Genomic DNA, 26,340 nt, shown 5'->3' on the forward strand with positions numbered 1-26,340 from the left:
GTTGCGGTCTCCCTGTAGTCTTCCCGTGCGCTCAGCCGGTTGGCCATACCAGCACCAGGCCGAAGATCACGACCAGCAGAATGCCGATATAGGCCAGGTAGGCGTTCATCAGACCGTTCTGCAGGAAGCGCAGCCTGCGCGCCAGCCATTGCACCGCGTTGACCGAGGGCGTGAACAGCAGCGGGCCGAACAACGGCGCCTGCGAATAGTCGAACTGCAATTCTTTCAGGAAATACGGCTTGCCTTCGAACTGCCGCGCCACGGCGTTGCGCGGACGGTAAACGAAGTTGTAGAACACCCGCAGCGCGTTGGAAAACGACAGCGCCGTCGTCGCTCCGGCATGGGCGGCGTAGTCTTCGCCGCCGCACCACAGCGGCGCGCGGCGCACAGGAAAGCGCCTGCGACCCCACACCAGCGCCAGCGGAATGAGCGCCAGCAGCGGTACGACGATCACCAGCATCGTGGGCGAGATGAAGGCGAACCCGGCCGACAGCGGCACCAGCAAGCCGTCATGCGTCATCTGCCCCGGTGTTTGCGTCGCGGTCCAGGCCGCGGCTCCCATCTCGGGCAGCCAGAACACCAGGCTCACCGCGAACGCGGGCACGGCCAGCCCGGTGATGAGTATCGACCAGCGCTGCAGGGGCGTGAGCGTGGCCTGGTGTTTGCGGTGATGCGCAGTGTGGGCTTCGTTCTGCCCCAGCAGTCCCACCCCGAACACCTTGACCATGGTCGCCAGCGCGATGGCCGCCGTCAGTGCCATGCCGGCACCGGCCAGCGCCAGGGCGATGCGCGAGCCATCGGTCTTGAGCGTGAAATCGTGGAACAGGCTCTGGAACAGATACCACTCGCTGACGAAGCCGGCCGTGGGCGGCATGGCCGCCAGGCTCATGGCGCCGAATACCGCGCCCAGGCCGAGGGTGAGCGGCGCATGACGCAGGATGGCGCTCTGCCGCAGATGATGATTGCCCTGCAGCGCGGCCGCCGCATCGGCGCTGAGGAACAGTGTGCCTTTGGCCAGGCTGTGGCCCATGAGGTGCAGCATGCCCACCGTCCAGGCCAGGGCCGAGAGCATGTCTTCGCCCCCGGCGCGAAAGACGAGGGCGGCTCCCAGCGCCGTGACGGCCACGCCGGCATTTTCGGCGGATGAAAACGCCAGCAGCCGCCGCCAGTCGCTCTGCTGGAAGGCGTAGAGGATGGCAAGAATGGCGGTGAACGTGCCCACGATGAGCACCACCACACCGAAGTCGGCGAGCCAGGGCGGGTTGCCCATCCATTGCAGCAGGGCGCGGCCGAGGGCGAAGTAGGCTGCGTTCATCACCACGCCCGACATCAGCGCGCCGCTGGCGCCACCGCCGCTGCCGTAGGCGCCTGGATACCACTCGTAGAACGGCAGCAGCCCGAGCTTGGCGCCAAAGCCCACCAGCCACAGCAGCCCGAGGAAAAAGGCGGAGGCCACCCCCCATTGTGTCCACTGAAGCGCGTAAGTGCCGAAGGCCAGACTCTGGCCGAGCATGAGCACCGCCAGCAGCAGCGCCACGCCGCCCACTTCAAGCAGGGCGAGCATGAACAGGTTGTCATGGCCGGCCTGCACGCTGCGGTGGTCGGCCAGCAGCATGAGCGCGCCGCCGAATCCCATCACCTCCCAGGCGATGAGAAAGCTCGCGCCGTCCTGCAGGCCGTAAACCCCCAGCGCGCCCAGCAGCGACAGAGCCGCGCCCGCGGCCCAGCCGCGAGTGTGTGCCGTGCCGCCGAGCAGGCTGGCGAAGAAGGCGGGCAGCAGCGCGGGCAGCATGAGCCACAGCGCGGCGGCATCGGGATGGAACACCACCGCGGCATCGCCGAGCACCAGCACCGTCTGGCCGACGCTGCCGGAAGGCAGGCCCCACAACGCGCCCACGGCTGCCAGAACGCAGCCGAGTGCCAGCAGCCCGCGTGGCAGTGCCGAGCCGAGGAACAGATCGGCCAGCAGCGCCAGCACCCAGCAAGCAGCGGCCAGACCGAAGGCGGTGAGGGCAAGGAAGCTGGCGATGCCATCAGGCAGATTCATACTGGCCTCCGTGTACCCGTTGGGAACGCCGCCGCAGCAGCAGAAGCAGCGCCTCGATCAGTGCGGCGGGATTGGGCGGGCAACCCGGCAGCCACACATCCACGGGGAGGATGCCCTGCAGCCCCTGATGGCAGGCATAGCCGCCGCCGCTGACGCCGCCACTCGTGGCGCAAGTGCCCACCGCCATGACCCAGCGCGGTTGCGGCATGGCTTCGTAGGTGCGCAGCAGCGGCTCGCGCATCGCCGCGGTCACCGGGCCGGTGACCAGCAGCAGGTCGGCAAAACGCGGCGAGGGCGTGAAGAAAAGGCCCAGACGGTGCAGGTTGTAAAACGGGTTGAGCAGGGCCTGCAGTTCGCTTTCGCAGCCGTTGCACGAACCGGCGTCCACATGGCGGATGTGCAGGCTCTTGCCGAAGGCCTTGAGTTCCTGCGCCAGCTCGGCCTCGTTGGCGGTTTGCGGTGTTGCGGTCGGAACGATGGCGTTGCCACGGTTCACCAGATCGGCCTTGTCGCGCACGCCGAAGGCCCAGTCGTGACTGACGGTGAACGCACCTTCCGGGCAGACTTCGGTGCAGAGCTGGCAGCCCACGCAGCGGGCGTAGTCGACCCGCACCGCCCCTGCCGCGTTGGCGGAGATGGCCGAGGCGGGACAGGCCGCCACGCAGTCGGTACAGCCGGTCTGCGCGCTCGAACAGCGCGCGGCGTCGAATCGCGGCAGGCCGAGCACGCCTTCCTGCCCATCGGGGCCGGGGTGCTCGGGCCAGGGTGTGGTGGCGCGGCCTTTTTGGAGGCCAAACCAGGTCCAGACAGGCATGGTCGTTCTCCTTCTCAGCGATCGGCGCCCGCGATGGACAGGCCGAAGCTGGCTTCGTTGATGGCGTAATCCATCATGTTGCTGTCCTCCACCGTGAACGGAAACACCCGCCAGTTCGAGAACGACGGCTCTTTGATCTTCACGCGCAGCAGCCGCGTGCGGTCTTCGCTGAGATGCACGGCGTAGAGCAGACCGCCGCGGGCGGCTTCCACCCAGCCCAGGCCTTCGCCCTGCGGGTCGGGGTCTTCCATCACGTCCAGGCGCAGTACGTCGCCCGGTTTGGTGCGGCCGATGGTCTGGCGGATGATGGCCAGCGATTCGCGGATTTCTTCCATGCGCACGAGCGAACGCGCGTGGGCGTCGCCGCCCTGCTGCACCGGAATCGAGAAGCGCACCTTCTCGTAATGGGCATAGGGATGGTCGCGCCGCAGGTCGCGGTCGAGATCGCTGGCGCGCTCGATCGGGCCGGTGGCGCCCTGGTCGAATGCCACCTGGCGGGGCAGGATGCCGGTGGCCATCAGCCGGTCGAGATGGCTGCGGGTGGACTCCAGGCGCACCAGGTAGCGGTCGATCTCGTCGTTGATGGCGTCGAGCGCCTTGTCCAGCCCGGAGATGTCGAGATCGCGGCGCAGGCCGCCCGGCGTGACGAGGCCGCGCAGAAAGCGGCTGCCGGTCAGCCGGGCGTTGATCTGCTTGATTCGCTCTTCGAGCAGATGCCCCTCGGCCTCGCCGACCTTGAGCGTCGTGGTCTTGGACAGATGACCGAGGTAGTGCAGATGGTTGTACAGACGCTCCAGCTCGGCCAGGATGACGCGCAGATAGCGTGCGCGGGCGGGCGCGCGCCAACCCATCGCCCCCTCCACCGCCTGCGCATAGGCCAGCGCGTGCGCCACGGAGTCGATGCCGCTCACGCGTTCGGCCAGTACCGCGCCCGCCGCCAGCGCGACACCCTGGAAGCGCGCCTCCATGGCCCGGTGCTTGTAGAACAGCCGCGGGTGATAGTGCAGGATGCCCTCGCCGATATAGAAGAACAGGAACTGTGCCGACTCGACAATGTCGGCCCGCACCGGCCCGAACGGCAGGCGCTGGATGTCCGGCCCGAGCACCTGGGGCACGATGGGCGGCTGCGGCGAGAAGTCGAGCGCGGCGGCGTTCACGTCGAAGTGCGCGGCCAGCGGCGCGGGTTCGCGCGGCATGCCTTCGTGCAGCACCAGCGGGTTGGGCTCGGGGTGACCGTCGAAGCGCAGGCCGTACAGATCCATCATTTCGCGCTCGTACCAGCCCAGCAGCGGCAGCTTGTTCGCCAGCGAGGGCAGAGTGTGGCTGTCGGGCCGCACGCGCCAGAGCTTGTAGGGACGATTGGCGCCCTGGCTGAGCAAGCCGCCGGGCCGCCCCAAGGTCCGCTCGCTCCCTTGGGGGGCGGGCGACGCCTGCGGCGGCGTGGGGGCGCTGCTGATGTAGATCACGTCCATGCCGCCTTCGGCACAGCCGCAGGCATAGGCCATCTGCATGCGGCCGTGGGCGCTGGGCGAGTCGCCCAGTTCGGTCAGCAGGCCGTCGGCTGCGGGCAGCAGGTCGGGCGGATCCAGTCGCGCAGTATCGCAATGGCGCATCTCACACTCCTCCCAGTTGCGTGGCGATGGCCGCCAGATGGGCCCAGATCGGCGGCAGCCACCACAGGCCCAGCAGCAGGATGGCGGCCAGCGCCACGGCCATGGGCGCCACATGCACGAACCTGAGTTTCAGATGCGGCGCATGCTCCGGCCGGGGCCCGAAGAACATGGCGCGGAAGTGGTTGAGAAAGCCGATGAAGATGACGATGAGCAGCACCGCCATCCACCACACCGCCCAGGGGTTGGCGCTCTGCATGCCGCCGCGCAGGATGGTGAGCTCCGACAGAAACAGCCCGAACGGCGGCGCCCCTGTGATGGCCACCGCGCCGGCCAGCCAGAGCGCGCCGCTACGCGGGAAAAAGCGCAGCACGCGGCGAATCCGGGCGATCTCCTTGCTCTCATAGGCATGCATCATGTTGCCGGCGCCGAAGAACACCAGCGATTTGGTCAGCGAGTGATTGAGCATGTGATAGAGCGCGCCGATCACGCCCAGCGGTCCGCCGAAGCCGAAGCCCAGCGCGATCACGCCCATGTGCTCCACGCTCGAATACGCGGCCAGGCGCTTGATGATGGTCTGTCGGCTGATGAACAGCGCCGCCACCAGCAGGCTGAAGGCCCCCAGCACCACCAGCGCGGTGCGCGCCGTAGCCTCGATCGTGGTGTGTTCGATGATCTGCAGATAGCGCACGATGCCCAGCATGGCGCAGTTGAGCAAGGCGCCCGACAGCATGGCCGACACCGGGGCCGGGCCTTCGCTGTGCGCGTCGGGCAGCCAGGTGTGCATCGGCGCCAGGCCCACCTTGGTGCCGAAACCCACCAGCACCAGCAGGAAGGCCAGCAGCAACAACAGCGGCTCGGCCTTGGGCGCGACGAGCGCGAGATTGGCCCAGGTCATGTCGTACACCGGGCCGAGAATGAAAGTGCCGGCCCAGTAAAACAGCACCGTGCCCAGCAGCGCCAGGCCGAGGCCGGCGGAGACGATGACGATGTATTTCCACGCCGCCTCGATGCTTTCGGGCGCACGCTGAAAGCCCACCAGGAAGGCGCTGACGATGGTGGTGAGATCGATGGCGATCCAGTAAAGCCCGGGGTTGTTCTGCGCCGGGGCGAAGAACATGGTCAGTGCAAACGCCGCGAACAGCGCGTAGAAGCGGTGCAGCCGCGTCTCTTCGCCGTGCATCCAGCGCATATAGCCGATGGCGTAGAGGCTGGCCAGCAGGTAGACGATGGCCAGGCAGAACATCACCCATACGCCGAAGTCGTCGAGCAGCAAATAGTGGTTCAACGCGGTGATCGGGTGGCCCGGCGTGGCGATGAGCAGCACGACGACCAGCACGAAGTCGATCACCGCCGCGGCGAGATTGAGCCCCTCGGCCACACGGCTGCGGCGCGAGATCCAGCTGCCCACCATGGCCAGCGCGGTGATGATCCAGATGGCATACAGGACATTCCAGATCATGGCTTCACCCCACCAGCCTTGTGAGGTCGCGGCTGCTGGTCGAGCCCACTTCCTTGTGCAGGTAGCGAATCAGCATGCCGAACGTCGAGACGATGATCAGCAGGTCGAACAGGATCACCATTTCCAGCAGCAGGGGCATGCCCGGCACCAGAATCTGCGAGCCGAGGAAGATGCCGTTCTCGATCACGAGCAGGCCGAGGATGGAACTCACCGCCTCGGCCCGTAGCACCAGCATGAGAAAACCGATGAGCTTGAGCGAGAACATGGCCGTGAGCGCGAGCACCGCGATGCTGTCCATCAGATTCATGCGCACGCCCAACTTCTCGGCCACGGCGTAGGAAAACAGCACCAGAAAGCCGCCGAGCACCACGCTCGACGCCGGTTGCAGCAACGGGGTGAACTCGCGGTTCTGCCCCAGGCCGTTGACGATGCGCACGAGCAGATAGGGCAGCAGCGTGCCGCGGAACAGCGCCGTGAGCGCCGCGATGAAGACCAGCTCGGGGTAATGTCCACTGAGGCCGATGGCCGCCGACAGCGCCGCAATCACCCAGGACTCCGCGGCGAAGGCCAGGATGTGATTCTTGATCCAGTGCGAGCCCAGCATGACGAACGCCAGGATGAGGGCGATGATGGTCAGCAGGCTGAACAGCGAGGCCTGCACGCCGCCGAGGTGAAAGATCAGCATGGCACCCGGCTCCTCACACTTGCCGCGCCACGATGGCGAGAATCGCCATCAGGAAGGACAGCGCCAGCGGCTCCTGATAGCGGTAGAAGCGCAGGCGCGACTGCGCGGTGTCCACGAACACCATGATCAGACCCACAACGGCCCACTTGGCCATCAGCGCCACGGTGGCGCCCAGAATGCCCAGCGCCGTGCCCTCGATCGACAACCCCCAGGGCAGGGTGAGCACGTTGAGAAAGATGGTGTAGAGAATGGCCTGCTTCATCCAGGAGGCCCACTTCAGCAGCGCCAGCAGCGGGCCGGAGTATTCGAGGATGCGGGCCTCGCCGATCATGTAGATCTCGTAGTGGATGCTCGAATGGATCGGCAGGCGCTCGGTCTCCACCGTCAGCAGAATGAAGAAGGCCGCCACCAGGAACAGATGGGCCGGACTCCAGAACACCGCCGGCTGCGCCACCAGCAGATGGTTGACGACGAAGGGCAGCATGGCCTGCGCCAGCAGGGTGATGCCGACGAACACCATGATCAGCGTGGGCTCGGCGAGGATGGCGAGCATGGCCTCCCTGCTGGAGCCCAGGCCGCCGTAGGGGTGGCCGCTGTCCAGCCCGGCGAGCAGGATGGCGAAGCCGCCCAGGGTGAGGATGAGACCACCGCCAAGAATGTCGCCCATGTCGGACAAGGGCAGCGGATAGTTGGTCAGCACCGGGATGAGGAAGGGCACCGTGAGCATGCACGCGAAGGCCACCACCGGCGCGGCCCAGAACACCCATGACGCAGTCTGGGGCACCACGATTTCCTTGCGGAACAGCTTGAACAGATCGCGGTAGGGCTGAAAGAGGCTGGGGCCATAGCCTCGCTGCACCTTCTCTTCCATCGCGGCGATGAAGCCGTGCAGCAACGGAGAGAGCAGCGCGATGGCCAGGACCTGACACACTTGCTGCAAGATGACGTCACCGCGCATGGTTCCTCCCTGTCGTGATTCGCAAGTCGGCACAGCGGCTTGCGGCAGGTAGGAGTCATCAGCTTCGGGCAGCGGACCCGCGCGGTTTGGGCGAACTCCATCGCCTTTGTTCTTGGGGACCAGTCTAGGAGTTCGGGCCAAGGCGGGTCAAGCTGACATCAGTATCCAGGTGCAAACAGCATGACGAGGCATGACGCATCGCCGACCATGGAATGAAGCGGTCACAACTGCGTCGGTGGCAAGGTTGCGCCGCAGGCACTACAACATCGGGAAAACAAGCGGGAGAAGACCCATGAACCAAGCGACTGGCGCGCAGCCGGACCTCGAACCCGGTGCGGGCATGCGGATCGAGACGGATTCCTTCGGCCCCATCGAAGTGTCCGAGGCGCATCTGTGGGGCGCGCAGACGCAGCGCTCGCTGCAGCATTTCGCCATTTCCACCGAGCAGATGCCGCGGGAGTTCATCCGCGCGCTGGCCTTGGTCAAGCGCGCGTGCGCCGGGGTCAACGCCGAACTGGGCAAGCTCGATCTGCGCACCGCGCAGGCCATCATCGAAGCGGCCGACGAGGTCATCGCCGAGCGCTATCCGGGCGAGTTCCCGCTGTCGGTGTGGCAGACCGGCTCGGGGACGCAGACCAATATGAACATGAACGAAGTGCTGGCCAACCGGGCTTCGGTGCTGCTCGGTGCCAGCGTGGGTCTGGCGCGCAATGTGCATCCGAACGATCAGGTCAACAAGGGGCAGTCGTCCAACGACATCTTCCCCACGGCCATGCATGTGGCCGCCGCGACGCAGACGGCTCAGTATCTGCTGCCCGCCCTCATCGCCCTGCGGACCACCCTGCAGAGCAAGGCCGATGCGTTTGCCGAAATCGTGAAAATCGGCCGCACCCACCTGCAGGACGCCACGCCGCTCACCCTGGGGCAGGAGTTCTCGGGCTATGTGGCCCAGCTCGATCTCTCGCGTCGCGCAATCGACGCGGCGCTGGGGCCGGTCTATGCCCTGGCCGTGGGCGGCACCGCCGTGGGCACCGGGCTCAACACCCATGCCTCGTTCGGTGTGCGCGTGGCCACCGAACTGGCACGGCAGACCGGATTGCCGTTCATCAGTGCCGAGAACAAATTCGCCGCGCTGGCGGGGCACGAAGCCTTGCTGTTTCTGCATGGGGCGTTCAAGACCTTGGCCGCCGCGCTGATGAAAATCGCCAACGATGTGCGCTGGCTGGCCTCCGGACCGCGCAGCGGCCTGGGCGAGATCCGCATTCCCGAGAACGAGCCGGGCAGCTCCATCATGCCCGGCAAGGTCAACCCCACGCAATGCGAGGCGCTCACCATGGTGTGCGCCCAGGTGTTCGGCAACGATGTGGCCATCAACATTGGCGGAGCCTCGGGCAATTTCGAACTCAATGTGTTCAAGCCCCTGATCGCGCACAACGTGCTGCAGAGCCTGCGTCTGCTCACCGATGCGATGACCAGTTTCGATCACCACCTGGCGCGCGGCATCGAGGCCGACCGGCCGCGTATTGCCGAGTTGATGCAGCGCTCGCTGATGTTGGTGACCGCGCTGGCACCGCATATCGGCTACGACCAGGCCGCGGCCATCGCCAAGTCGGCGCATCATCATGGCATCACTCTGCGCGAAGCCGCGCTGGCTTCGGGCTCGGTGAGTGCCGAAGACTACGACCGCTGGGTGCGACCGCAGAGCATGGTGCGCAACGCGGAGTGAGGCCGCACAGCGGGCTTAACAGGCGAGTAGCGGCAGGGCTCGCAGGCCTCGATACGCCGGGTTGGCGCTCCATTGCAAATGCTGCGGCTGCAGCGCCAGCCGAAGCCGTGGCCAGCGCGGCAGCAGGCGCCGCAGCACGATGTCGGCTTCCAAACGGGTGAGCGCAGCGCCCAGACAGGTGTGCATGCCGGAGCCGAAGGACAGCGAGCCCGGGTCGGGGCGCAGGATGTCGAGCCGGTCGGGGTCCGGGTGGCGGGACGGATCGCGGTTGGCCGCGCCGATCAACGGCAGCACCAGATCACCACGTTTGAGTTGTCTGCCGTGCAGGGTCAGCGCCGTGGTTACCCGGCGGCCGCTGTATTGCACCGGGCTGTCGTAGCGCAGCAGTTCGCGTACCGCACCGGGCGTGCGTTCGGGGTCGTCTAGCAAGGCCTGCCATTGGTCGGGATGGGTGAGCAGGGCGAGCAGGCCATTGCCCAGCAGGTTGCGGGTGGTTTCGTGCCCGGCGAACAACAGCATGGCGCATTGTGCGAGCAGTTCGGCATCGTCCTTCAGCGCGCCCCGCGAGCGCGCCTGCCGCAGCACGCCGAGCAGGGCTGGCGGCTCGGCGTCGTCCGGCTCGTCGAGTTTCCGGGCGAAAAAGCGCGTCAACGCTAGTACGCCGGTCTGCGCGCGCTGCGCTAGGGCGCGCGTGGGCTGAGGCGCACCGATGAAGGCGGCGAGATCGTCCGACCAGCGCAACAGATCCTCGCTGTTGGCCTGTGCCGTGCCCAGCAGCAGCATCGAGATCACGCGTACTGGTAGCACTCTGGCCACGCTGGCCATGAAGTCGAACGAGGCATCGGGGTCGATGGCGTCGAGCAGGGTGTCGGCGATGTGCTCGATGCGTGGCCGCAGCAGCGCCAAGGCATCGGGGCGGAAGGCGGGCTGCATCAGCCCGCGCACTCGGGTGTGCTCAGGCGCATCGAGAAACAGCAGGGCGCGCGAGAACAGGTGTTGAAAGCGCGAGAATTCGCCGCGTTGCAGCTCTACGTCATTGATCCAGCCGCCGGTGCGCTGGGCGGAGAAGCGTGGATCGCGCAGCACGGCTTCGACGTCGGTATGCCGGGTCAACAGCCAGGCGCCGCCGAAAAACTCCTCGCTCCAGTGCAGCGGCCCGGCGTCGCGCAGCGCCTGATAGGTCGGATAGGGATTCCTCAGAAACGGGGCATCAGAGCTTCCCGGAACGAGTACGGTGTTCACTGGGCGAACAGCCGCCGCAACCCGGCGGGATCGAGGTGGGCGAGAAGCGCCTGAGGGCAGGGATCGGGCAGGCGCGGGACGTGGCCGAGATCGACGGCGCCATAGCGCGTCCACAGTCGCTCTCGCAGGGTGGCAAGGTTGGCCTCCACCCAGGGCATGGCGGCATCCACCGTGTTGCCGACCCATCCGGCCAGCCGCAGACCACGCGCATGCACGCTTTCAGCAGTCAGCAGGGCATGGTTGAGACAGCCCAGACGGAGGCCGACGACGAGCACGACGGGCAGTCCGAACGCTTGGGCCAGATCGGCGGTGTCGTGCTGGGCGTTGAGGGGAACGACAAATCCGCCCACGCCTTCGATCACCAGTGCATCGGCCCGCAGGCTCAGTGCGTGGGCGGCCGATAGCAGGCTGTCGAAGTCGATGTTGCGGCCCTCGAGATCGGCCGCGATGTTCGGAGCGCAGGCTGCGGCGAAGGAGAAGGGGCAGACCTGCGCGTCGGTGAGCGATGCCGAACTGGCCTGCTGCAGCGTCTGAACATCGGCGTTGCACCACTGGCCGTTTACCTGCTCAAGCCCTGCGGCCACGGGCTTGAACCCGGCGCTGCGCCAGCCTTGATCGGCGCACCAGCGTAGTAACGCGGCACTGACGCGGGTCTTGCCGACTTCGGTGTCCGTTCCGGTGACAAAACAGCCGCGCGCGGCGAGGGGCGGTGTCATGTCCATTCCTTTGCCACGGTATGCAGCGCGGCCAGCAGGCACTGCACGTCATCCGCTGTATGGGAGGCACTCAGGGTGATGCGCAGGCGGGCGGTGCCCGTGGGCACGGTTGGCGGCCGAATGGCGGGAATCCACATCCCTTGGGTGTCGAGCCTGTCGGACAGCGCAAGTGCCCTGGCGTTGTCACCCACGATCAGTGGCTGGATGGCCGTGTCGGAGGCGCCCAGTACCCAGCCTGCTGCAGGATAAGCGTCAATCAGATCCTGCAAGCCGCTGCGCAATTGGGCGATGTGCTGGCGCAGCAAGACACGGCGGCGCATGCCTTCATCGCCGGCAATGAGCTGCAGGCTGGTGCGCAGGGCATGGGCCAGCGCGGGAGGGACTGCCGTGGTGAACACATAGGTGCGCGCCGTCTGCAGCAGCCATTCGATGATGACAGGGTGGGCTGCAATGAACGCGCCGCTGACGCCTGCGGCCTTGCCCAGCGTGCCCATCAGAATGAAACGCTCGCTGCGCAGACCTGCCTGCGCCAGGCTGCCATGGCCATGCTGGCCGAGCACGCCGAAGCCGTGGGCGTCGTCGAGGATCAACCAGGCGTCGTACCGCTCGGCCAGTGCCAGAAGGGCCGCGAGGTCGGCCTGGTCGCCATCCATCCCAAACACGGTGTCGGTGACGATAAGCCGAATCGGCGTGGCGCAGACCTTCAGCTGCCGCTCGAGCGTCGTCAGATGGCAGTGGGGGTAGCGCCGTACCTGGGCTTTGGCCAGCAGGGCGCCGTCGATTAGCGAGGCGTGGTTGAGCTTGTCGCAAAACACCGTGGCGCTGGAATCGCCCAGCGCCGTGAGCAGTGCCAGATTGGCCATGTATCCGGTGCTGAAGGTGAGCACGCGCGCATGGGGAATAGACGAAGTCATCCAGTGCGCCAGTAGGTCCTCGAGGGCGGCATGCGCCTCGCCATGACCGCTGATCAGATGCGAGGCGCCGCTGCCGGCGCCGTAGCGGTGGGCGCCCTCGACCAAGGCTTCAATCAGGGTCGGATGACTGGCCAGCCCAAGGTAGTCGTTGCTGCAGAAGCCGAGCATGGCGCGTGGCGGCGTGCTGTTGTCGTCGCTCACCTGTTGCCTTGGCGCGCAGGCCGTCGCGGCCGTGCGTCGTCGTCGTCGCAGGCCCGCCGCAGAGCGCTCAAGCAATTGTTGGCTCAGATGGTCGATCAGCACCGGGGCGGGTTTGTTGAATGACGTCGTTCAGCGTGGCACGCAGTTGCTGCGCCAGCCAGTCGGATAGGGAAGCATCGAGCACATAGGGCGGCATCAGATACACGGTGCGGCCGATGGGGCGAATGAGCAGTTCGCGCTCTCGGCCAGCAAGGTGAAAACGCTCGGCAAAACGCGGCCCGGCAAAGGGCTCGCGCACGTCAAAGGCCCAGATCATACCGATCTGGCGCAAGTGTTCCAGCCGCGAATCGTCATGCAGCGGCTCCAGGGCCCGGGAGAGCTGCGAGGCGCGCTGGCGGTTGACCTGAAGCACGTTGGCGCTGTCGAAGCGGTCGAGCACTGCGAGCGCAGCGCGGCAGGCCAGCGCGTTGCCGGTATAGGAGTGCGAATGCAGGAAACCGCGTGCCACGTCGTCGTCGAGGAAGGCGGCGAAGAGCGCCGGGCGTGACAACACCACGGACAGAGGCAGATAGCCGCCGCTGATGCCCTTGGACAGGCACAGCAGATCTGGCCAGATCGGCGCTTCGCCGGGCAGTACGGCTTGCTCGAACGCGAAGAACGTGCCAGTGCGCCCACAGCCCACGGCGATTTCGTCGGCGATCAGCAGCACCTGGAACGCATCGCACAACGCGCGGACCTGCCGCAGGTAGAGGGGGTCGTATACCGCCATGCCGGTGGCGGCCTGCACCAGCGGCTCTAGGATGACGGCGGCGATGCGATCACCGCGGGCTTCCAGCAGCGTGCGCAAGGCCGTTGCCGCGCGCTGCGCCACGTCGGCGGCGGTCTCGCCTGGCTCGGCCTGTCGTGCGTCGGGCGACATCACGAAGTGCGCACGCATTAGCAGCGGGTCGTAGGCGTCCCGGAACACGGTTACGTCGGTGACCGCTAGCGCACCCAGGGTTTCGCCGTGATAGCTCTGTCGCAGGCATACGAATTCCTGCTTGTCGGTCTTTCCCGTGTTGCGCCAGTAGTGGAAGCTCATCTTCAGCGCGATTTCCACTGCCGATGCACCGTCACTGCCGAAGAAGCAATGCCCCAGAACATCGCCGGTCAGGCGCGACAGGCGTTCAGCCAGCTCGACTACAGGTGGGTGCGTGCAGCCTGCCAGCATAACGTGGGGCAGGCGGTCGAGTTGGTCTTTCAGGGCGGCATTGATGCCGGCGTCGGCGTGGCCGAAAAGATTGACCCACCACGAACTGCTGGTGTCGAAGTAGCGGCGACCGGTTTCGTCGAAGAGCCAGGGGCCCTCGCCATGTGTGATGCCCAGAGGCGGGGCGTGGACAGCGCGCTGCATCTGCGTGCAGGGATGCCAGACGGCTTGCAGACTGCGTTGTGTGAGGGAGTCGGGCATGGACACCGGATGGCGGTTGTCGCGGTGCGCGCCGCACTCTGTAGCCTGCGTCTCTGCCGTGGGCAGGCAGTGGCTTCGCCGCGAAAGCGCGCATGTTACAACGACGCCCGTGTGTTTCAGCCGCCGAGGAAGTGTCGCGCGTAGCGCTGGTTGACCTGGCTCAGGCGCAGCAGCACCGGAAAGTCGGCCACGCCGAAGTCCGGGTCCCAGGCGGGGGCGCCGCACACCTTGGCGCCGACGCGCAGATAACCCTTGAGCAGCGGCGGTGGCTCCACCGCGAGGTCTTGTCGCAGGTGCTGCACCGGCAGCGCCAGGCGCGGATGCACCCGGTCTTCGATGGCGGCCAGATGGCTGCGCTGCAGTTGGGCCCAGAGGCTGGCGGCGGTGTGTCCGCCGCAGTGCATGGACATGCTGGCGCAGCCGATGAGCGCGTCCAGGCCTTGGCGCTTCATATAGGTGGCGATGCCGCTCCACAGCGCCATGATGACCGCGCCCGTCCGGTTGTCGCGGTGCACGCAGGAACGACCGATTTCCAGCAAGCGCGGCTTGAGGTGGTGCAGGCGGGTGAGATCGAACTCGGTTTCGGTGTAGAGCGTGCCCACGCGCTTGGCCTGGTGCGGAGGCAGCGCGCGGTAGGTGCCGATCAGGCGTCCTTCGGCGTCGCGCACCAGCAGATGGTCGCAGTAGGCATCGAACAGATCGATGTCCAGCCCCGGCTCGGGCGTCTTGATCTGCGCGCCCATCTCCTCGACGAACACCTTGTAGCGCAGTCGCTGGGCCTCGCGCACCTCGTCGGCATGGCGCGCCCAGGCCACCGTGACGTTGGACTGGGTTTTCGCTGCACCGGCTCTGGTCAGGGCCGGGTTGTACGGGGTCCGCATCGCCACCGGATGCGGGTGTTCGTCATCGAACATGGTTTTTCCTCCAGAGTATCTGGAAGAAAGATAGAAAAGCCGCGTGACAGTTCAGTGAAGGTCTTGTGAATTTGGTGTGACTGTGCAAACGAGCTGACGAGTTGTGATCGACGTCTTCAGTTGTCGAGCAGATCGGCGCTGATGCAGGCGCGCAGGCTGCGCTGGATGCCGGCCTCGCGGCTGCGCTCCACGGCCCAGAGCAGGCCGCTCTTGCGCATCGAGAACTGCTGGTCGCAGCCGGTGATCCAGTAAAGCCCGGCGCGGCCCAGGGTGGGCTGGTGGCCGACCACGATCAGCGCTCCGCCTTCGCGGGGAAACTCCGACACGACCGAAAGCAGGTCTTCCATCGCCGCGCCGGGACGCAGTCGCGGATCGGTACCGGCATAGTCGTTGAGATGCTGCGCGGTCTGGCGCGCGCGCTGCGCCGGGCTGGAGATCACCGTCCAGGGTTTGGGCAGTTGCGACTTGATCCAGCCGGCAACCAGGGCGGCGTCGCGGCGGCCTTGTTTGGTGAGGTTGCGCCGCAGGTCGGCCTCGTCGCCCTGCACCGATCCGGGGGCCTCCTCGGCCTCGGCGTGTCGCCAGAAAATGACATGGAAATTCGGCATGTTAGGCAGGAAAGTGCGTGTGTTGTAAGAGCTTGCCAGGATACATGGACCGCATGTCACTTCGATGTAATCCACACCGAAACAGGCAGTATGCGTCGTGCGCAGACGCAGCGACTGGGCCCGGGTCGCCCCGTCGTCGGCTCAGTGCCGCATGACGGCGAGAAACAGCGGAATGGAGATGGCGCCCAGCACGGTGGACAGGCTGACCAGACCGGCGACGTAAGGGCCGTCGCCCCCCATGCGCGAGGCCAGCACGTAGGCGCTCGATGCCGTGGGCATGGCGGCGAACAGCACCAGGACCAGCGCCTGCAGGGGCGGCAATGCCAGGCCCCAGCTCAGCGCCATCGCAACCAGGGGCAGCAGCACATGCCGGATGGACAGAAACCAGAGCCCCACCGGCAGTTCGCGATGCAGCCCGCGCCACTGCAGGCCGGCGCCCACGGTCATCAGCCCCAGCGCGATGGACGCCTGACCCAGCCGATCGAGCACCGGCACGATGGGTTCGGGCAGAGTCCAGCCCAGGGCATGCACGGTCAGGCCGGACAGCGTGGCGATGAGCAGGGGGTTGCGCAGCAACTCGCGCCAGACATTGCTCTGCGCATGCTGCGCCAGCGCCCACACGGCCGCCACATTGCACAGCGGCACCCCCAGGGCGATGAGCACCGCGACCAGCGACACCGCGGGCGGTCCGCCCACGCGGTCGGCTACCGCCAGGGCGATATAGGAGTTGAAGCGGAAGGCCGTCTGCACGCCGCTGGCCACGCAGCGGCGGTCGGCCTTGCGCGCCCAGAACGCGGCATAAGCCAACGCGATGCCGATGAGCAGCATGGCGGCGTCGGCCATGACCAGATCGCGGGTGTCGCCCAGGCTGGCATGGCCGCGGCTGGTGGTGGAAAACAGCAGCGCCGGAAACAGCACGAAGTACACCAGGCGTTCCACGCCGTCCCACACGCTGCGGTTGAGCGCGGTGAGGCGCACCAGCGCCAGTCCCAGCACGATCAGCAGAAAGTCGGGCAGGAGAAGCAGGGCGTCGTGCAGCATGGTCAGTGAATGGGGGCGCGGCCGCGCCGGGGCTTGTTCAGCGTCGTCACGGCGTCACATGGATTCGGCAGGCCGACGTTTGAACCCCACCCCGGCCCTCCCCACAAGTGGAGAGGGAGCAAACACGCCTCCCCCACGACGTAGGGGAGGTTGGGAGGGCTTACGCAGATCGCGCGCAGCGCAGTTTTCTCCTCCCCCACGACGTGGGGGAGGTTGGGAGGGCTTACGCAGATCGCGCGCAGCGCAGTCTTCTCCTCCCCCACAGCGTGGGGGAGGTTGGGAGGGGGAGACGCTTGCATGGCGCGGCCCATGACCCGTTCGTTCTTCTCAAGGCAGGATCAATAGGGCCGCGATTCGCGCCCTTCGGGCGCATCGGAGAATTCGTCCCTTGCCTCCGGCGGTTTGCGCTGCACCAGCACCTTGTCGATGCGCTTGCCGTCCATGTCGACGATCTCGAAAGTCCAGTCGCCCCAGTGCACGATGTCGCCGGTGGCGGGCAGGCGCGCGAGCAGCAGCATCAACATGCCCGAGAGCGTGTTGTAGCGCTGCTTTTCCTCGTCGGGCAGGTGGGCGAGATTCAGGCGGGTCTTGAGATCGTCCACCGTGATGAGGCCGTCCATCAGCCAGGAGCCGTCCTCGCGCTGCATCGCCCAGGGTTCTTCGGACGGATGCGACTTGAACTCCCCGGCGATGGCTTCCATGAGGTCTTGCACGGTGACGATGCCCATGGTCTGGCCGTACTCGTCGATGACCATGGCGGTGTGTTCGGCGCTCTGGCGGAAGGTCTGCAGCAGTTCCAGGCCGGTCAGGCTTTCGGGCACGAAGGTCGCTGGAATGGCGGCCTTGCTCAGATCGTCGATGCCCTCGCGGCGGATGAAACGGCCCAGAAGCTCCTTGGTCGAGACCAGCCCGACCACTTCCTCCAGCCCGCGCTTGACCAGCGGAAAGCGCGAATGCGTGGACTGCGCGATCTTGTTCAGGTTTTCGCTCAGCGGCTGATCGACGTCGAGGAACTCGATCTCGTTGCGCGGCGTCATCAGCGAGGCGATCTGCCGGTCGTCGAGGCGGAACACATTGCGCACCATCTCGTGTTCCTGCTCTTCGATCACCCCGGCGTCCGATCCTTCTTCGAGCACCTCGTTGATCTCGGCCTCGGTCATCTGCGGCATGGTGTCGTGGCGCACGCGCAGCAGGGTGAGCAGCAGGTCGGTCGAGATCGACAGCAGCTTGACGAAGGGCGAGGCCGCGCGGGCGATCCAGGTCATGGGCCGCGCCATCACCATGGCGATGCGTTCGGGCGCGAGCTGGCCCAGCCGCTTGGGCACCAGCTCGCCGATCACGATGGAGGCAAAGGTGATGATCAGCACCACGATGGCCGTGGCCGTGACACCGGCGAATTTGGGCAGCATGCCCAGCGAGACCAGCCAGTCGGCCACCGGCGCGGAAAACGCCGCCTCACCCAAAATACCGTTGAGCACGCTGATGGAGGTGATGCCGATCTGCACCGTCGAGAGCAGGCGCGTGGGTTGCTCCGAGAGATGCAGCGCGGTGCGGGCGTTGTCGTTGCCCGCCTCCGCCAGCGCGGTGAGACGGGCGCGGCGCGCCGTGACCAGCGCGATCTCCGACATGGCGAACAGACCATTGAGCAGAATCAGGCCGAACAGAATCAGCACTTCCATGACGGGCGCTCCAGAGCGGACGAAACACGGAAAACACGAGGCGGCGGCATGGCGGCCCGGCGGGCACACGCAGAACCCCGGGAGGGGATCGAGAAGGCGAAGCGGCCAAGGCGCGAGGAGAGTGCAGGGCGCAGGGCGGGGGTGGCAGACCCGGCAGCGTGGCCGGGCAACAAAGACGCAGGGTCAGGGTCCAAGGAGGGATGGCGGAACGGACCGGGCAATCGGCCTATGCTTCTCACTGTCTTGCGCGAGTCGTGACGGCCCGCGCGAGGCCACGAAAACAAGATCGAAACTGCCCGGAGCCCATTCCATGTCGAGTCAACAAGAGTCCCAATTAGACCAAAAACCCCTGCTGCCCTCCGAGAAGCTCACTTTGTCCACCCGGCTGCAACACCACCCGTATCAGGCGCCGGCCGGTTTCGAGGCGGTGGAGCCGGGCGTGCACCACGCCTCCACCGTGATCTTTCCAGACGTGGCGACCCTGCGCGCGCGCGACTGGCGCAGCAAGGCCGGCTACACCTACGGCCTGCACGGCACCCCCACCACCTTCGTGCTGGAAGAACGTCTGGCCGCGCTCGACGGCGGGCGTCACTGCGTGCTCTGTCCCTCGGGGCTTTCGGCCATCGCGCTGGTCGATCTGGCCTTGCTACAACAGGGCGACACCGTGCTGCTGCCGTCGAACGTGTACGGCCCCAGCCGCGAGATGGCCGAGCGCTTCCTCGGCACCTGGGGCATCGAGCACCGGCTTTACGACGCCACCTGCACCCCGGACGAACTCGCGGCGCTCATCACACCGCAGACCAAGCTGCTCTGGCTGGAGGCGCCAGGTTCCGTCACCATGGAGATGCCCGATCTGCGCGGCCTCATCGGCGTGGCGCGGCAGCATGGCGTGCGCACCGCCATCGACGCCACCTGGGCCGCCGGCATCGCCCTGCAGCCCTTCGACCTCGGCGTGGACGTGGTGATGCAGGCCCTCACCAAATACCAGAGCGGCGGCGCCGACGTGCTCATGGGCAGCGTGACCACCCGCGACGACGCCCTGCACGAACGCCTGCTGCTCACCCACATGCGGCTCGGACTGGGCGTGAGCGGAGACGACGTGGCCCGCGTGCTGCGCGGCCTGCACACTCTGCCCCTGCGCTACGCCGCGCATGACGCCAGCGCGCGGCGCATCGCCCAGTGGATGCAGGACCAGCCCGCCGTGACGCAGGTGCTCCATCCCGCGCTGCCGGGCTGCCCGGGGCACGCCCACTGGCAGCGCGACTGCACCGCCGCCGGCGGGCTGTTCAGCGTCGTCTTCGATGCGCGCCACCCCTCGGCGCAGATCGACGCCTTCGTCGATGCCCTGAAGCTCTTCAAGATCGGTTACTCCTGGGGCGGCCCGGTCAGCCTCGCCGTGCCCTACGACGTGCAACTCATGCGCCCCTCGTCGCACTGGCCGCATGCCGGCGGTTTGGTGCGCCTGGCCATCGGCCTCGAAGACCCCCAAGACCTGATCGACGACCTGGCCCGCGCCCTCGGCGCCGCAGGCATGGCGTCCTGACCAGCCGCACGCATGTCGACCCCGAAGCCAGCCCTCTGGCAGCGCCTGCGACCCGACTGGGACCCCCGCCGCCTCGCCCTCTGGCGTGCGCGCCTGCGCGAGCAGCTCTGGTTTCGCCCCGCCTGGTGGAGCGCGCTGGCAGTGGTGGTGGCCCTGCTGGCCTCGGCCGCCGACCATCTGCTGCCCGACCGCTTCGTCCCCGGCATCGACCCCTCGGCGCTCAAGACCATCCTCACGGTCATCGCCAGCAGCATGCTTGCGGTCAGCACGTTTTCGCTCTCCATCCTGGTGTCTGCTTTTGCCTCGGCCTCGTCGGGCGCCACGCCGCGGGCCACCCGGCTGGTGCGCGCCAACGACGATGCGCAGACCGCCATCGCCGCCTTTCTCTCCACCTTCATCTACTCGGTCGTGGCGCTCACCGCGCTGGGCATCGGCTACTACGGCTCGGCCGGCCGCTTCGTGCTGCTGCTGGTCACGCTGGCCGTCCTCGCCCACCTGATCTTCCGGCTGCTGGCCTGGGTCAACACCCTCTCGCAAATCGGGCGCCTGTCGCACACCATGCAGACCGTCGAGCAGGCCGCAGACGCCGCATACGCGCAATACCGCGCCGATCCGGCCATGGGCGGCGTGCTGGCACAGCCCGGAGCCTCACCTGCGGGCGTGGTCATCACGGCCGCCTCGGTCGGCTATCTGCGCAGCGTGGACATGGCGGCGCTCGACCGCGTTGCCGAGCGCCTGGGCGGCACCGTGCACCTGCGCGAAAGGCCCGGCGTGTACGCCCATCCCGCGCGGCCCCTTGCCGTGCTGAGCGGCGCTTCACCCGACCGCCAGGCCCTGGAAGACTTGCGCGCCGCCTTCGACGTGGCCCGAGAACGCGACATGCTGCAAGACCCGCGGCACGGCCTCATCGTGCTCAGCGAGATTGCGCTGCGCGCCCTGTCGCCCGCCGTCAACGATCCGGGCACCGGCATCGCCATACTCGGCGTGCTGGGCCGGGTGCTGATCGCGCACCCACCCCAGGCCGGCGCCACCCCGCAAGACGGCAAGCCGCCGCGCTATCCGCGCGTGACCGTTCCCGCCATCGACGAGGCCGACTTCATCCAGGACGCCTTCGGCCCGCTCTCGCGCGACGCAGCAGGGTTGCTGGAAGTGGCGACCCGGCTGCAAAAAACTCTCGCAGCCGTGGCGCTGAACACCGGCGGCAAACTGCGGCAACAGGCCATCGCACAGGCCACCCTGGCTGCCGAGTACGCCGCCGTGCGGCTGGACCTGGATAGCGAAAAGGCCCAGATCGCCACATTGGCCCGCGAGCTTCGCACCGCAACCGACGCAGGCTGACGGACGTGCCTGAGGCGGCCCGGTTTCCAGGGCGCCCCAGCCCTTGCTTGGACTACGACAACCGTCGTTACATCTGCGTACGACACAGACCGCGGGTTACCTCGGCGGCTGTCGTCAAAGTCTGGGCGAGGTGCGTTGTCGGACCAGTGTCTATCGCTCCAAGGAGAAGCGTCATGATTCGACGTATTGGTTTGCTGGGGGGTGTTGCCATGATGGTCGTGCTGGGTGGTTGCGCCGTGGTGCCGCCGCCTGCGCCCACGGCGTATGCGGTGCCACAGCAGCCTGCCTATGCGGGCGTATATGTGGCGGAGCCGCAAGCGTATGCACCGCAGCCCGCTTATGCGCCGCCGCCGACCTATGTGCAGCCGCCGCCGACTTACGCGCCGCAGCCGGGCTACGCCCCTGCGCCGGTGGCGCAATCGGCTCTGCCGGGTGCGGCGCTGGGGGCGGTGGCAGGGGGGCTGGTCGGTTCGCGCTTCGGGGCGGGCAACGGCCGCACGGCCATGGCGGCCACGGGGGCCGCGCTGGGCGCGGTGGTGGGGGCCAATGCGGCCAATCCCTACGCCACGCAGATCACGCCGGGCACGGTGATCGGCGGGGTGGTCGGTGGGCTGGTGGGTTCACGCTTCGGCCACGGCAATGGCAAGACGGCGGCGGCGGCGCTTGGCGCGGCTGTGGGGGCGATGGCGGGATCGCAGTATCCGGCGGTCGGTCTGCCGTAAGCCGGTGCGGGGCCGAGCGGGGTTTCCGGCATTTTTGCGACCCAGCGGGGTTTTTTATCAATCTCGGCCACCCTCACCCCGCCCTCTCCCTGAGGGAGAGGGAGAAGATCGATCAACGCTCACGGCCTTTTTGTTCCCTCTCCCGCAGGGAGTGGGGCGGGGGCTGCTGAGCGCCCCGGCGTTTCCTTGAGAGGCCCGTGGCCGCTTATTCGAACCAGTGCAGCAGGCTGTCGAGGCCGCCATGGTCGATGGCGGCGGTGGCGGCTTCGCGTACCTTGGGTTTGGCGTGGTAGGCCACGCTGAAGCCGACGGCGTGCATCATCGGCAGGTCGTTGGCGCCATCGCCGAGCACGAGCACTTCGCCGGGGTCGCAGCCCAGCTCGCTGCAGAACGCGAGCACGGCCTTTTTCTTGGCTTCGCCGTCGATGATGTCGCCGTTGAGTGTGCCGTCGAGGGCGTCGCCTTTCACGCCCAGCACGTTGGCGGCCACGCGGTCGAAGCCCAGGCGCTGTTTCAGCCGGTCGGTGAAGTGGGTGAAGCCGCCGGTGACGAGCTGGGTTTTCAGCCCGGCGGCCTTGGCCGCGGCCAGCAGGGTTTCGGCGCCGGGATTCAGCCGCAGGGTGTCGGTGTAGAGCTTGTCGAGGGCGGTGAGCGGCACGCCGCCGAGCAGGGCCACGCGCTGGCGCAGGCTGGTGGCGTAGTCGGTGATTTCGCCGCGCATGGCGGCCGCGGTGATGGCGGCGATCTCGTCTTTCTTGCCCACGGCGGCGCCGATTTCATCGACGGTCTCGATGTTGATCAGCGTCGAGTCCATGTCCATCGCGAGCAGCTTGAAGTCGCCCAGGTGCAGCCCGGCGGGGACGATGGCCCAGTCGATGTGGTGCTCGCGGCAATAGCTGTCGAGGGTGCGGCGCATGCCGGGGCCGGCACTGCGGATGTCGCGCAGCCGGGCGGCGTTGTGACCGCGGTTGGGGCCGTGGTCATCGGCGAATTTTTCGAGGCTGACCGGGGCTGCGATGTGGCAGAGGTGGTCGAGGTTGTCCTGGGAGAGCGCGGAGGTGTGACGCTGAACGACGAGGTGGTACATGATGGGCTTCGGGAGTTGTGGAGTGCAGAGGCTGGCGTTGGAGGTTTGCGTCGAACTTTACGCCCGGCCTCAGACGATCGCCACCTCGGGCCGGGGCGCGCCCAGTTGTTTGAGCGTGTCGCGGATGAGCTGGGCGCGCTGCGCGGCGTCTTTGGTCGGGCGCTCGATGCGCAGCCGGTCGTTGCCGGTGAGCTTGATGTGGCGGTTCTTCTGGATGAGGTCGATGATGCGGGCGGCGTCCACCGGGGCATCCTTGCGGAAATGCAGAATGGCCACGTCCTCGGACGCGTCGATCTTGGTGATGCCGTAGCCCTGCGCGATCAGCCGCAGCCGGTGCGTGTCCACCAGCGCCTGCGCGGCGGGCGGCAGGCGGCCGAAGCGATCGACGATTTCCTCGGCCACGCTGTCGAGCTGGGCGCTGTGGGTGGCGCTGGCCAGTCGCTTGTAGAGCGATAGCCGGGCATGCACGTCACCGCAATAGTCGTTGGGCAGCAGGGCGGGCACGTGCAGATTGATTTCGGTGGTCACGCCCAGCGGGTTGAGCAGGTCGGGCTCGCGGCCTGCGCGCAGCGCCTTCACGGCCTCGGTCAGCATGTCGTTGTAGAGCTGGAAGCCGATCTCCTGCATATTGCCCGACTGTTGCTCGCCCAGCACCTCGCCGGCGCCGCGAATCTCCAGGTCGTGCATGGCGAGGTAAAAGCCCGAGCCCAGTTCTTCCATCTGCTGAATGGCTTCGAGCCGCTGGCCGGCCTGCTTGGTCAGGCTCTGCACATCGGGCACCAGCAGATAGGCGTAGGCCTGGTGATGCGAGCGCCCGACGCGGCCGCGCAACTGGTGCAGCTGGGCCAGGCCGAACTTGTCGGCCCGCGCCATGATGATGGTGTTGGCGCTGGGCACGTCGATGCCGGTCTCGATGATGGTGGTGCACAGCAGGATGTTGAAGCGCTGGGCGTGGAAGTCGCGCATCACCCGCTCCAGATCGCGCTCGGGCATCTGGCCGTGGGCGATTTCGATGCGCGCTTCGGGCACCAGTTCTTCGAGCTGGCGCTTGCGGTTCTCGATGGTCTCGACTTCGTTGTGCAGGAAGTACACCTGGCCGCCGCGCTTGATTTCCCGCAGCATGGCCTCGCGCATCACGGCGCCGCTTTCGCTGCGCACGAAGGTCTTGATCGCCAGCCGCTTCTGCGGCGCGGTGGCGATGACGCTCAGGTCGCGCAGCCCTTCGAGCGCCATGCCCAGGGTGCGCGGAATGGGCGTGGCCGTAAGGGTGAGCAGATCGACCGAGGCGCGCAGCGCCTTGAGCGCCTCTTTGTGGCGCACGCCGAAGCGGTGCTCCTCGTCCACGATGACCAGGCCCAGCCGGTCGAACTTGACCGTGGGCGACAGCAGCTTGTGCGTGCCGATGACGATGTCCACCGTGCCGCGGGCCAGCCCGTCGAGCGCGGCGCTGATCTCCTTGGTGCTGCGAAAGCGCGACATCTCGGCAATGCGCACCGGCCAGTCGGCGAAGCGGTTGCGGAAGGTCTCGCAGTGCTGCTCGGCCAGCAGGGTGGTGGGCGCGAGCACGGCCACCTGCCTGCCGCCCATCACCGCGACGAAGGCCGAACGCAGCGCCACCTCGGTCTTGCCGAAGCCGACGTCGCCGCAGACCAGGCGATCCATCGGCTTGGGGGAGATCATGTCCTGCACGACCGCGTGGATGGCCGCGGCCTGATCGGGCGTTTCCTCGAAGCCGAAACTCGCGGCGAAGGCCTCGTAGTCTTGAGGCGCGTAGCGGAAGGCGTGGCCCTCGTGGGCTGCGCGGCGGGCGTAGATGTTGAGCAGCTCGGCGGCGGCGTCGCGCACCTGCTCGGCGGCTTTGCGGCGGGCCTTGTCCCACTGGCCCGAGCCGAGGGTGTGCAACGGCGCGTCTTCCTGCGCCGCGCCGCTGTAGCGGCCGATGAGGTGCAGTTGCGACACGGGCACGTACAGCACCGCATCGTTGGCATAGACCAGATGCAGAAACTCCGCCGGGCCGTCGCCCAGATCGAGCTCGGCCAGACCCTGATAGCGGCCGATGCCGTGGTTGGCATGCACCACCGGATCGCCCGGCTGCAGCTCGGCGAGGTCGTGGATCAGGGCGTCGACATTGCTGGCCTGCTCTTGCTTGCGGCGCCTGCGCTGGGCCGGGTTGAGGGCGAACAGCTCGGTCTCGGTGAGCACGGCCAGGCGGTCGGCCGGCAGCGAGAAGCCGCGCGCCAGCGGCCCCACGGCGAGGCCGAAGCCGGTGGTGCCCTGGACGAAGTCCTCCCAGCTCTCGGCGGGTTGGGCCGACAGCCCGGACTCCTGCAGCAGTTCGCGCAGGGTTTCGCGGCGTCCCGCGGACTCGGCCAGCAGCAGCGTGCGCCGGTGCTGCGCGCGGCCTTCCTCCAGCCATTGCGCCAGGCGCGCCAGCGGCCGCGTGGCGCGGCGGTCGGCGCTGATGTCGGGCAGGGCGCTGCTGGTGGGTTTGTCGGCCGCGTCCGGCGAGGGCCCGGCGTCGGCACGCGGGCGCAGCGCAAGCTGGGCGAGAGGCTTGATGCGGCTGAAGAATGCCTCCTCGTTCAGAAAGAGCTGGTCGGGGGCGAGGGCGGGGCGTTCGGGGTCGTGCCGCAGCAGGCGGTGGCGCTCCTGCGTGTCGGCCCAGAACTTCTGGATGGCCAGCGCGATGTCGCCGTGCAGCACCACGCGCGTGCGTTCGCCCAGATAGTCGGGCAGGGTGGCGGTGTGCTCGAAGAACAGCGGCAGGTAGTACTCGATGCCGGGCCCGGCCACGCCGTTGCCCATGTCCTTGTAGAGCGGGCTGCGGCTGGGGTCGCCCTCGAACACCTCGCGCCAGCGGGCGCGAAAGCGCTTCTGCGCCGCATCGTCGAGCGGAAATTCGCGGCCGGGCAGCAGCCGCACTTCCTTGACCGGGTAGAGGCTGCGCTGGGTGTCGGGATCGAAGGCCTGGATGGCGTCGATGGTGTCGCCGAACAGGTCCACGCGGTAGGGCACGGGCGAGCCCATGGGGTGCAGGTCGATGAGGCCGCCGCGCACCGCGTATTCGCCCGGGGCCATCACCTGGCTGACGTGGTTGTAGCCGGCGAGCACGAGCTGGGCGCGCAGCGCGGCTTCGTTCAGCGCCTCGCCCTGGCGGAAATCGAAGGTGTAGGCCGCGAGGAATTCCGCTGGCGCCAGCCGCTGGATGGCGGTGTTGGCCGGGGCGATGACCACGTCGATCTGCCGGTTGTGAATGGCCCACAGCGTGGCCAGCCGTTCGGAGATCAGGTCCTGGTGCGGCGAAAAGCTGTCGTAAGGCAGGGTTTCCCAGTCGGGCAGCAGGCCGACGCGCAATTGCGGGGCGAACCACGGCATCTCGCCGAGCAGGCGCTGGGCGTCGCTGGCGCTTTCGGTGACGATGAGCCAGGGCGCCGCATCATCGCGCGGGGCGCACAACTCGGCCAGCAGCAGCGCATCGGCACTGCCTGCGGGAAGCGGCCAGCTCAGACGCTGGCCGGGCTTGAGCGCGGGCACTTGGGCGCGCAGGGCATGGACAATAGACATTGTTCAAATTTTCGCCCAA

The 26,340-nt window shown here is 67.4% G+C and carries 20 protein-coding genes and 1 riboswitch; of the genes, 4 read left to right on the plus strand and 16 right to left on the minus strand.

What is annotated here, in order from left to right; all coding sequences use genetic code 11:
- Positions 1-31: 31 nt before the first annotated feature.
- Genes BVH73_RS13775 through BVH73_RS13800 form a run of 6 tightly spaced genes read right to left on the minus strand, consistent with a single transcriptional unit; the run spans position 32 to position 7,576 of the window.
- On the minus strand, positions 32-2,047 hold the full coding sequence (locus BVH73_RS13775; protein WP_079419571.1) for a proton-conducting transporter transmembrane domain-containing protein: 2,016 nt from the start codon (positions 2,045-2,047) through the stop codon (positions 32-34).
- Positions 2,034-2,861 carry an NADH-quinone oxidoreductase subunit B family protein gene (locus BVH73_RS13780; protein WP_079419573.1) on the minus strand — a complete coding sequence of 276 codons (828 nt, stop codon included), beginning with the start codon at positions 2,859-2,861 and terminating at the stop codon, positions 2,034-2,036. Before BVH73_RS13780 ends, BVH73_RS13775 begins: the two co-directional genes overlap by 14 nt.
- Before the next feature lie 14 nt (positions 2,862-2,875).
- A complete protein-coding gene (locus BVH73_RS13785; protein ID WP_079419575.1) occupies positions 2,876-4,474 on the minus strand; it encodes a hydrogenase large subunit in 1,599 nt (532 codons plus the stop codon).
- Between the two features lies 1 nt (position 4,475).
- Positions 4,476-5,933: a proton-conducting transporter transmembrane domain-containing protein gene (locus tag BVH73_RS13790; protein ID WP_079419577.1), complete on the minus strand. Its 1,458-nt coding sequence runs from the start codon at positions 5,931-5,933 to the stop codon at positions 4,476-4,478.
- A 4-nt stretch (positions 5,934-5,937) separates the two neighbouring features.
- The gene (locus BVH73_RS13795) at positions 5,938-6,618 is read right to left on the minus strand and encodes a hydrogenase (RefSeq protein WP_079419582.1); all 681 of its coding nucleotides are present in this window, start codon (positions 6,616-6,618) and stop codon (positions 5,938-5,940) included.
- Positions 6,619-6,631: 13 nt separating this feature from the next.
- Positions 6,632-7,576: a respiratory chain complex I subunit 1 family protein gene (locus tag BVH73_RS13800; RefSeq protein ID WP_079419584.1), complete on the minus strand. Its 945-nt coding sequence runs from the start codon at positions 7,574-7,576 to the stop codon at positions 6,632-6,634.
- 42 nt (positions 7,577-7,618) lie between these two features.
- Positions 7,619-7,690, minus strand: a riboswitch (Fluoride riboswitch).
- 178 nt (positions 7,691-7,868) lie between these two features.
- On the opposite strand from BVH73_RS13800, the gene fumC reads away from it, so the two are divergent.
- Complete coding sequence (fumC, locus tag BVH73_RS13805; RefSeq protein WP_245800350.1) at positions 7,869-9,302, plus strand: class II fumarate hydratase; 1,434 nt, start codon at positions 7,869-7,871, stop codon at positions 9,300-9,302.
- Between the two features lie 15 nt (positions 9,303-9,317).
- On the opposite strand, the gene BVH73_RS13810 is transcribed toward fumC, so the two are convergent.
- From BVH73_RS13810 to BVH73_RS13850, 8 genes are all read right to left on the minus strand, one after another.
- Positions 9,318-10,544, minus strand: coding sequence for a cytochrome P450 (locus BVH73_RS13810; RefSeq protein WP_079419586.1), 1,227 nt, complete (start codon positions 10,542-10,544; stop codon positions 9,318-9,320).
- The gene (bioD, locus tag BVH73_RS13815) at positions 10,541-11,260 is read right to left on the minus strand and encodes a dethiobiotin synthase (protein WP_218919034.1); all 720 of its coding nucleotides are present in this window, start codon (positions 11,258-11,260) and stop codon (positions 10,541-10,543) included. Before bioD ends, BVH73_RS13810 begins: the two co-directional genes overlap by 4 nt.
- Positions 11,257-12,477, minus strand: a complete 1,221-nt coding sequence (gene bioF, locus BVH73_RS13820) for an 8-amino-7-oxononanoate synthase (RefSeq protein ID WP_079419590.1) — start codon at positions 12,475-12,477, stop codon at positions 11,257-11,259. Before bioF ends, bioD begins: the two co-directional genes overlap by 4 nt.
- Complete coding sequence (bioA, locus tag BVH73_RS13825; protein ID WP_079419592.1) at positions 12,443-13,825, minus strand: adenosylmethionine--8-amino-7-oxononanoate transaminase; 1,383 nt, start codon at positions 13,823-13,825, stop codon at positions 12,443-12,445. Before bioA ends, bioF begins: the two co-directional genes overlap by 35 nt.
- 116 nt (positions 13,826-13,941) lie before the next feature.
- On the minus strand, positions 13,942-14,739 hold the full coding sequence (locus BVH73_RS13830; protein ID WP_079419594.1) for a GNAT family N-acetyltransferase: 798 nt from the start codon (positions 14,737-14,739) through the stop codon (positions 13,942-13,944).
- A gap of 116 nt (positions 14,740-14,855) precedes the next feature.
- Entirely contained in the window at positions 14,856-15,347 is a 492-nt protein-coding gene (locus BVH73_RS13835) for a SixA phosphatase family protein (RefSeq protein WP_079419596.1), read from the minus strand.
- 141 nt (positions 15,348-15,488) lie between these two features.
- A complete protein-coding gene (locus BVH73_RS13840; RefSeq protein WP_079419598.1) occupies positions 15,489-16,388 on the minus strand; it encodes an AEC family transporter in 900 nt (299 codons plus the stop codon).
- Positions 16,389-16,726: 338 nt separating this feature from the next.
- The gene (locus BVH73_RS13850; protein ID WP_079419602.1) at positions 16,727-18,067 is read right to left on the minus strand and encodes a hemolysin family protein; all 1,341 of its coding nucleotides are present in this window, start codon (positions 18,065-18,067) and stop codon (positions 16,727-16,729) included.
- Between the two features lie 310 nt (positions 18,068-18,377).
- On the opposite strand from BVH73_RS13850, the gene BVH73_RS13855 reads away from it, so the two are divergent.
- The 3 genes from BVH73_RS13855 (at position 18,378) to BVH73_RS13865 (ending at position 21,670) form a co-directional block, all read left to right on the plus strand.
- On the plus strand, positions 18,378-19,610 hold the full coding sequence (locus BVH73_RS13855; RefSeq protein ID WP_079419604.1) for a cystathionine beta-lyase: 1,233 nt from the start codon (positions 18,378-18,380) through the stop codon (positions 19,608-19,610).
- A gap of 12 nt (positions 19,611-19,622) precedes the next feature.
- Positions 19,623-20,948 (plus strand): DUF2254 domain-containing protein, encoded by a 1,326-nt coding sequence (locus BVH73_RS13860; protein WP_079419606.1) that lies wholly within the window; start codon positions 19,623-19,625, stop codon positions 20,946-20,948.
- Positions 20,949-21,121: 173 nt separating this feature from the next.
- Positions 21,122-21,670 carry a glycine zipper 2TM domain-containing protein gene (locus tag BVH73_RS13865; RefSeq protein ID WP_079419608.1) on the plus strand — a complete coding sequence of 183 codons (549 nt, stop codon included), beginning with the start codon at positions 21,122-21,124 and terminating at the stop codon, positions 21,668-21,670.
- Positions 21,671-21,875: 205 nt separating this feature from the next.
- Here the strand turns inward: BVH73_RS13865 and serB are convergent, their stop codons facing one another.
- Both serB and mfd read right to left on the minus strand, forming a co-directional pair.
- Positions 21,876-22,757 carry a phosphoserine phosphatase SerB gene (gene serB, locus BVH73_RS13870; protein WP_079419610.1) on the minus strand — a complete coding sequence of 294 codons (882 nt, stop codon included), beginning with the start codon at positions 22,755-22,757 and terminating at the stop codon, positions 21,876-21,878.
- 69 nt (positions 22,758-22,826) lie between these two features.
- A complete protein-coding gene (mfd, locus tag BVH73_RS13875; protein WP_079419612.1) occupies positions 22,827-26,321 on the minus strand; it encodes a transcription-repair coupling factor in 3,495 nt (1,164 codons plus the stop codon).
- Between the last annotated feature and the right edge of the window lie 19 nt (positions 26,322-26,340).

This window comes from Thiomonas intermedia (assembly GCF_002028405.1).
In the GTDB taxonomy this organism is placed as follows: Bacteria; Pseudomonadota; Gammaproteobacteria; order Burkholderiales; family Burkholderiaceae_C; genus Thiomonas; species Thiomonas intermedia.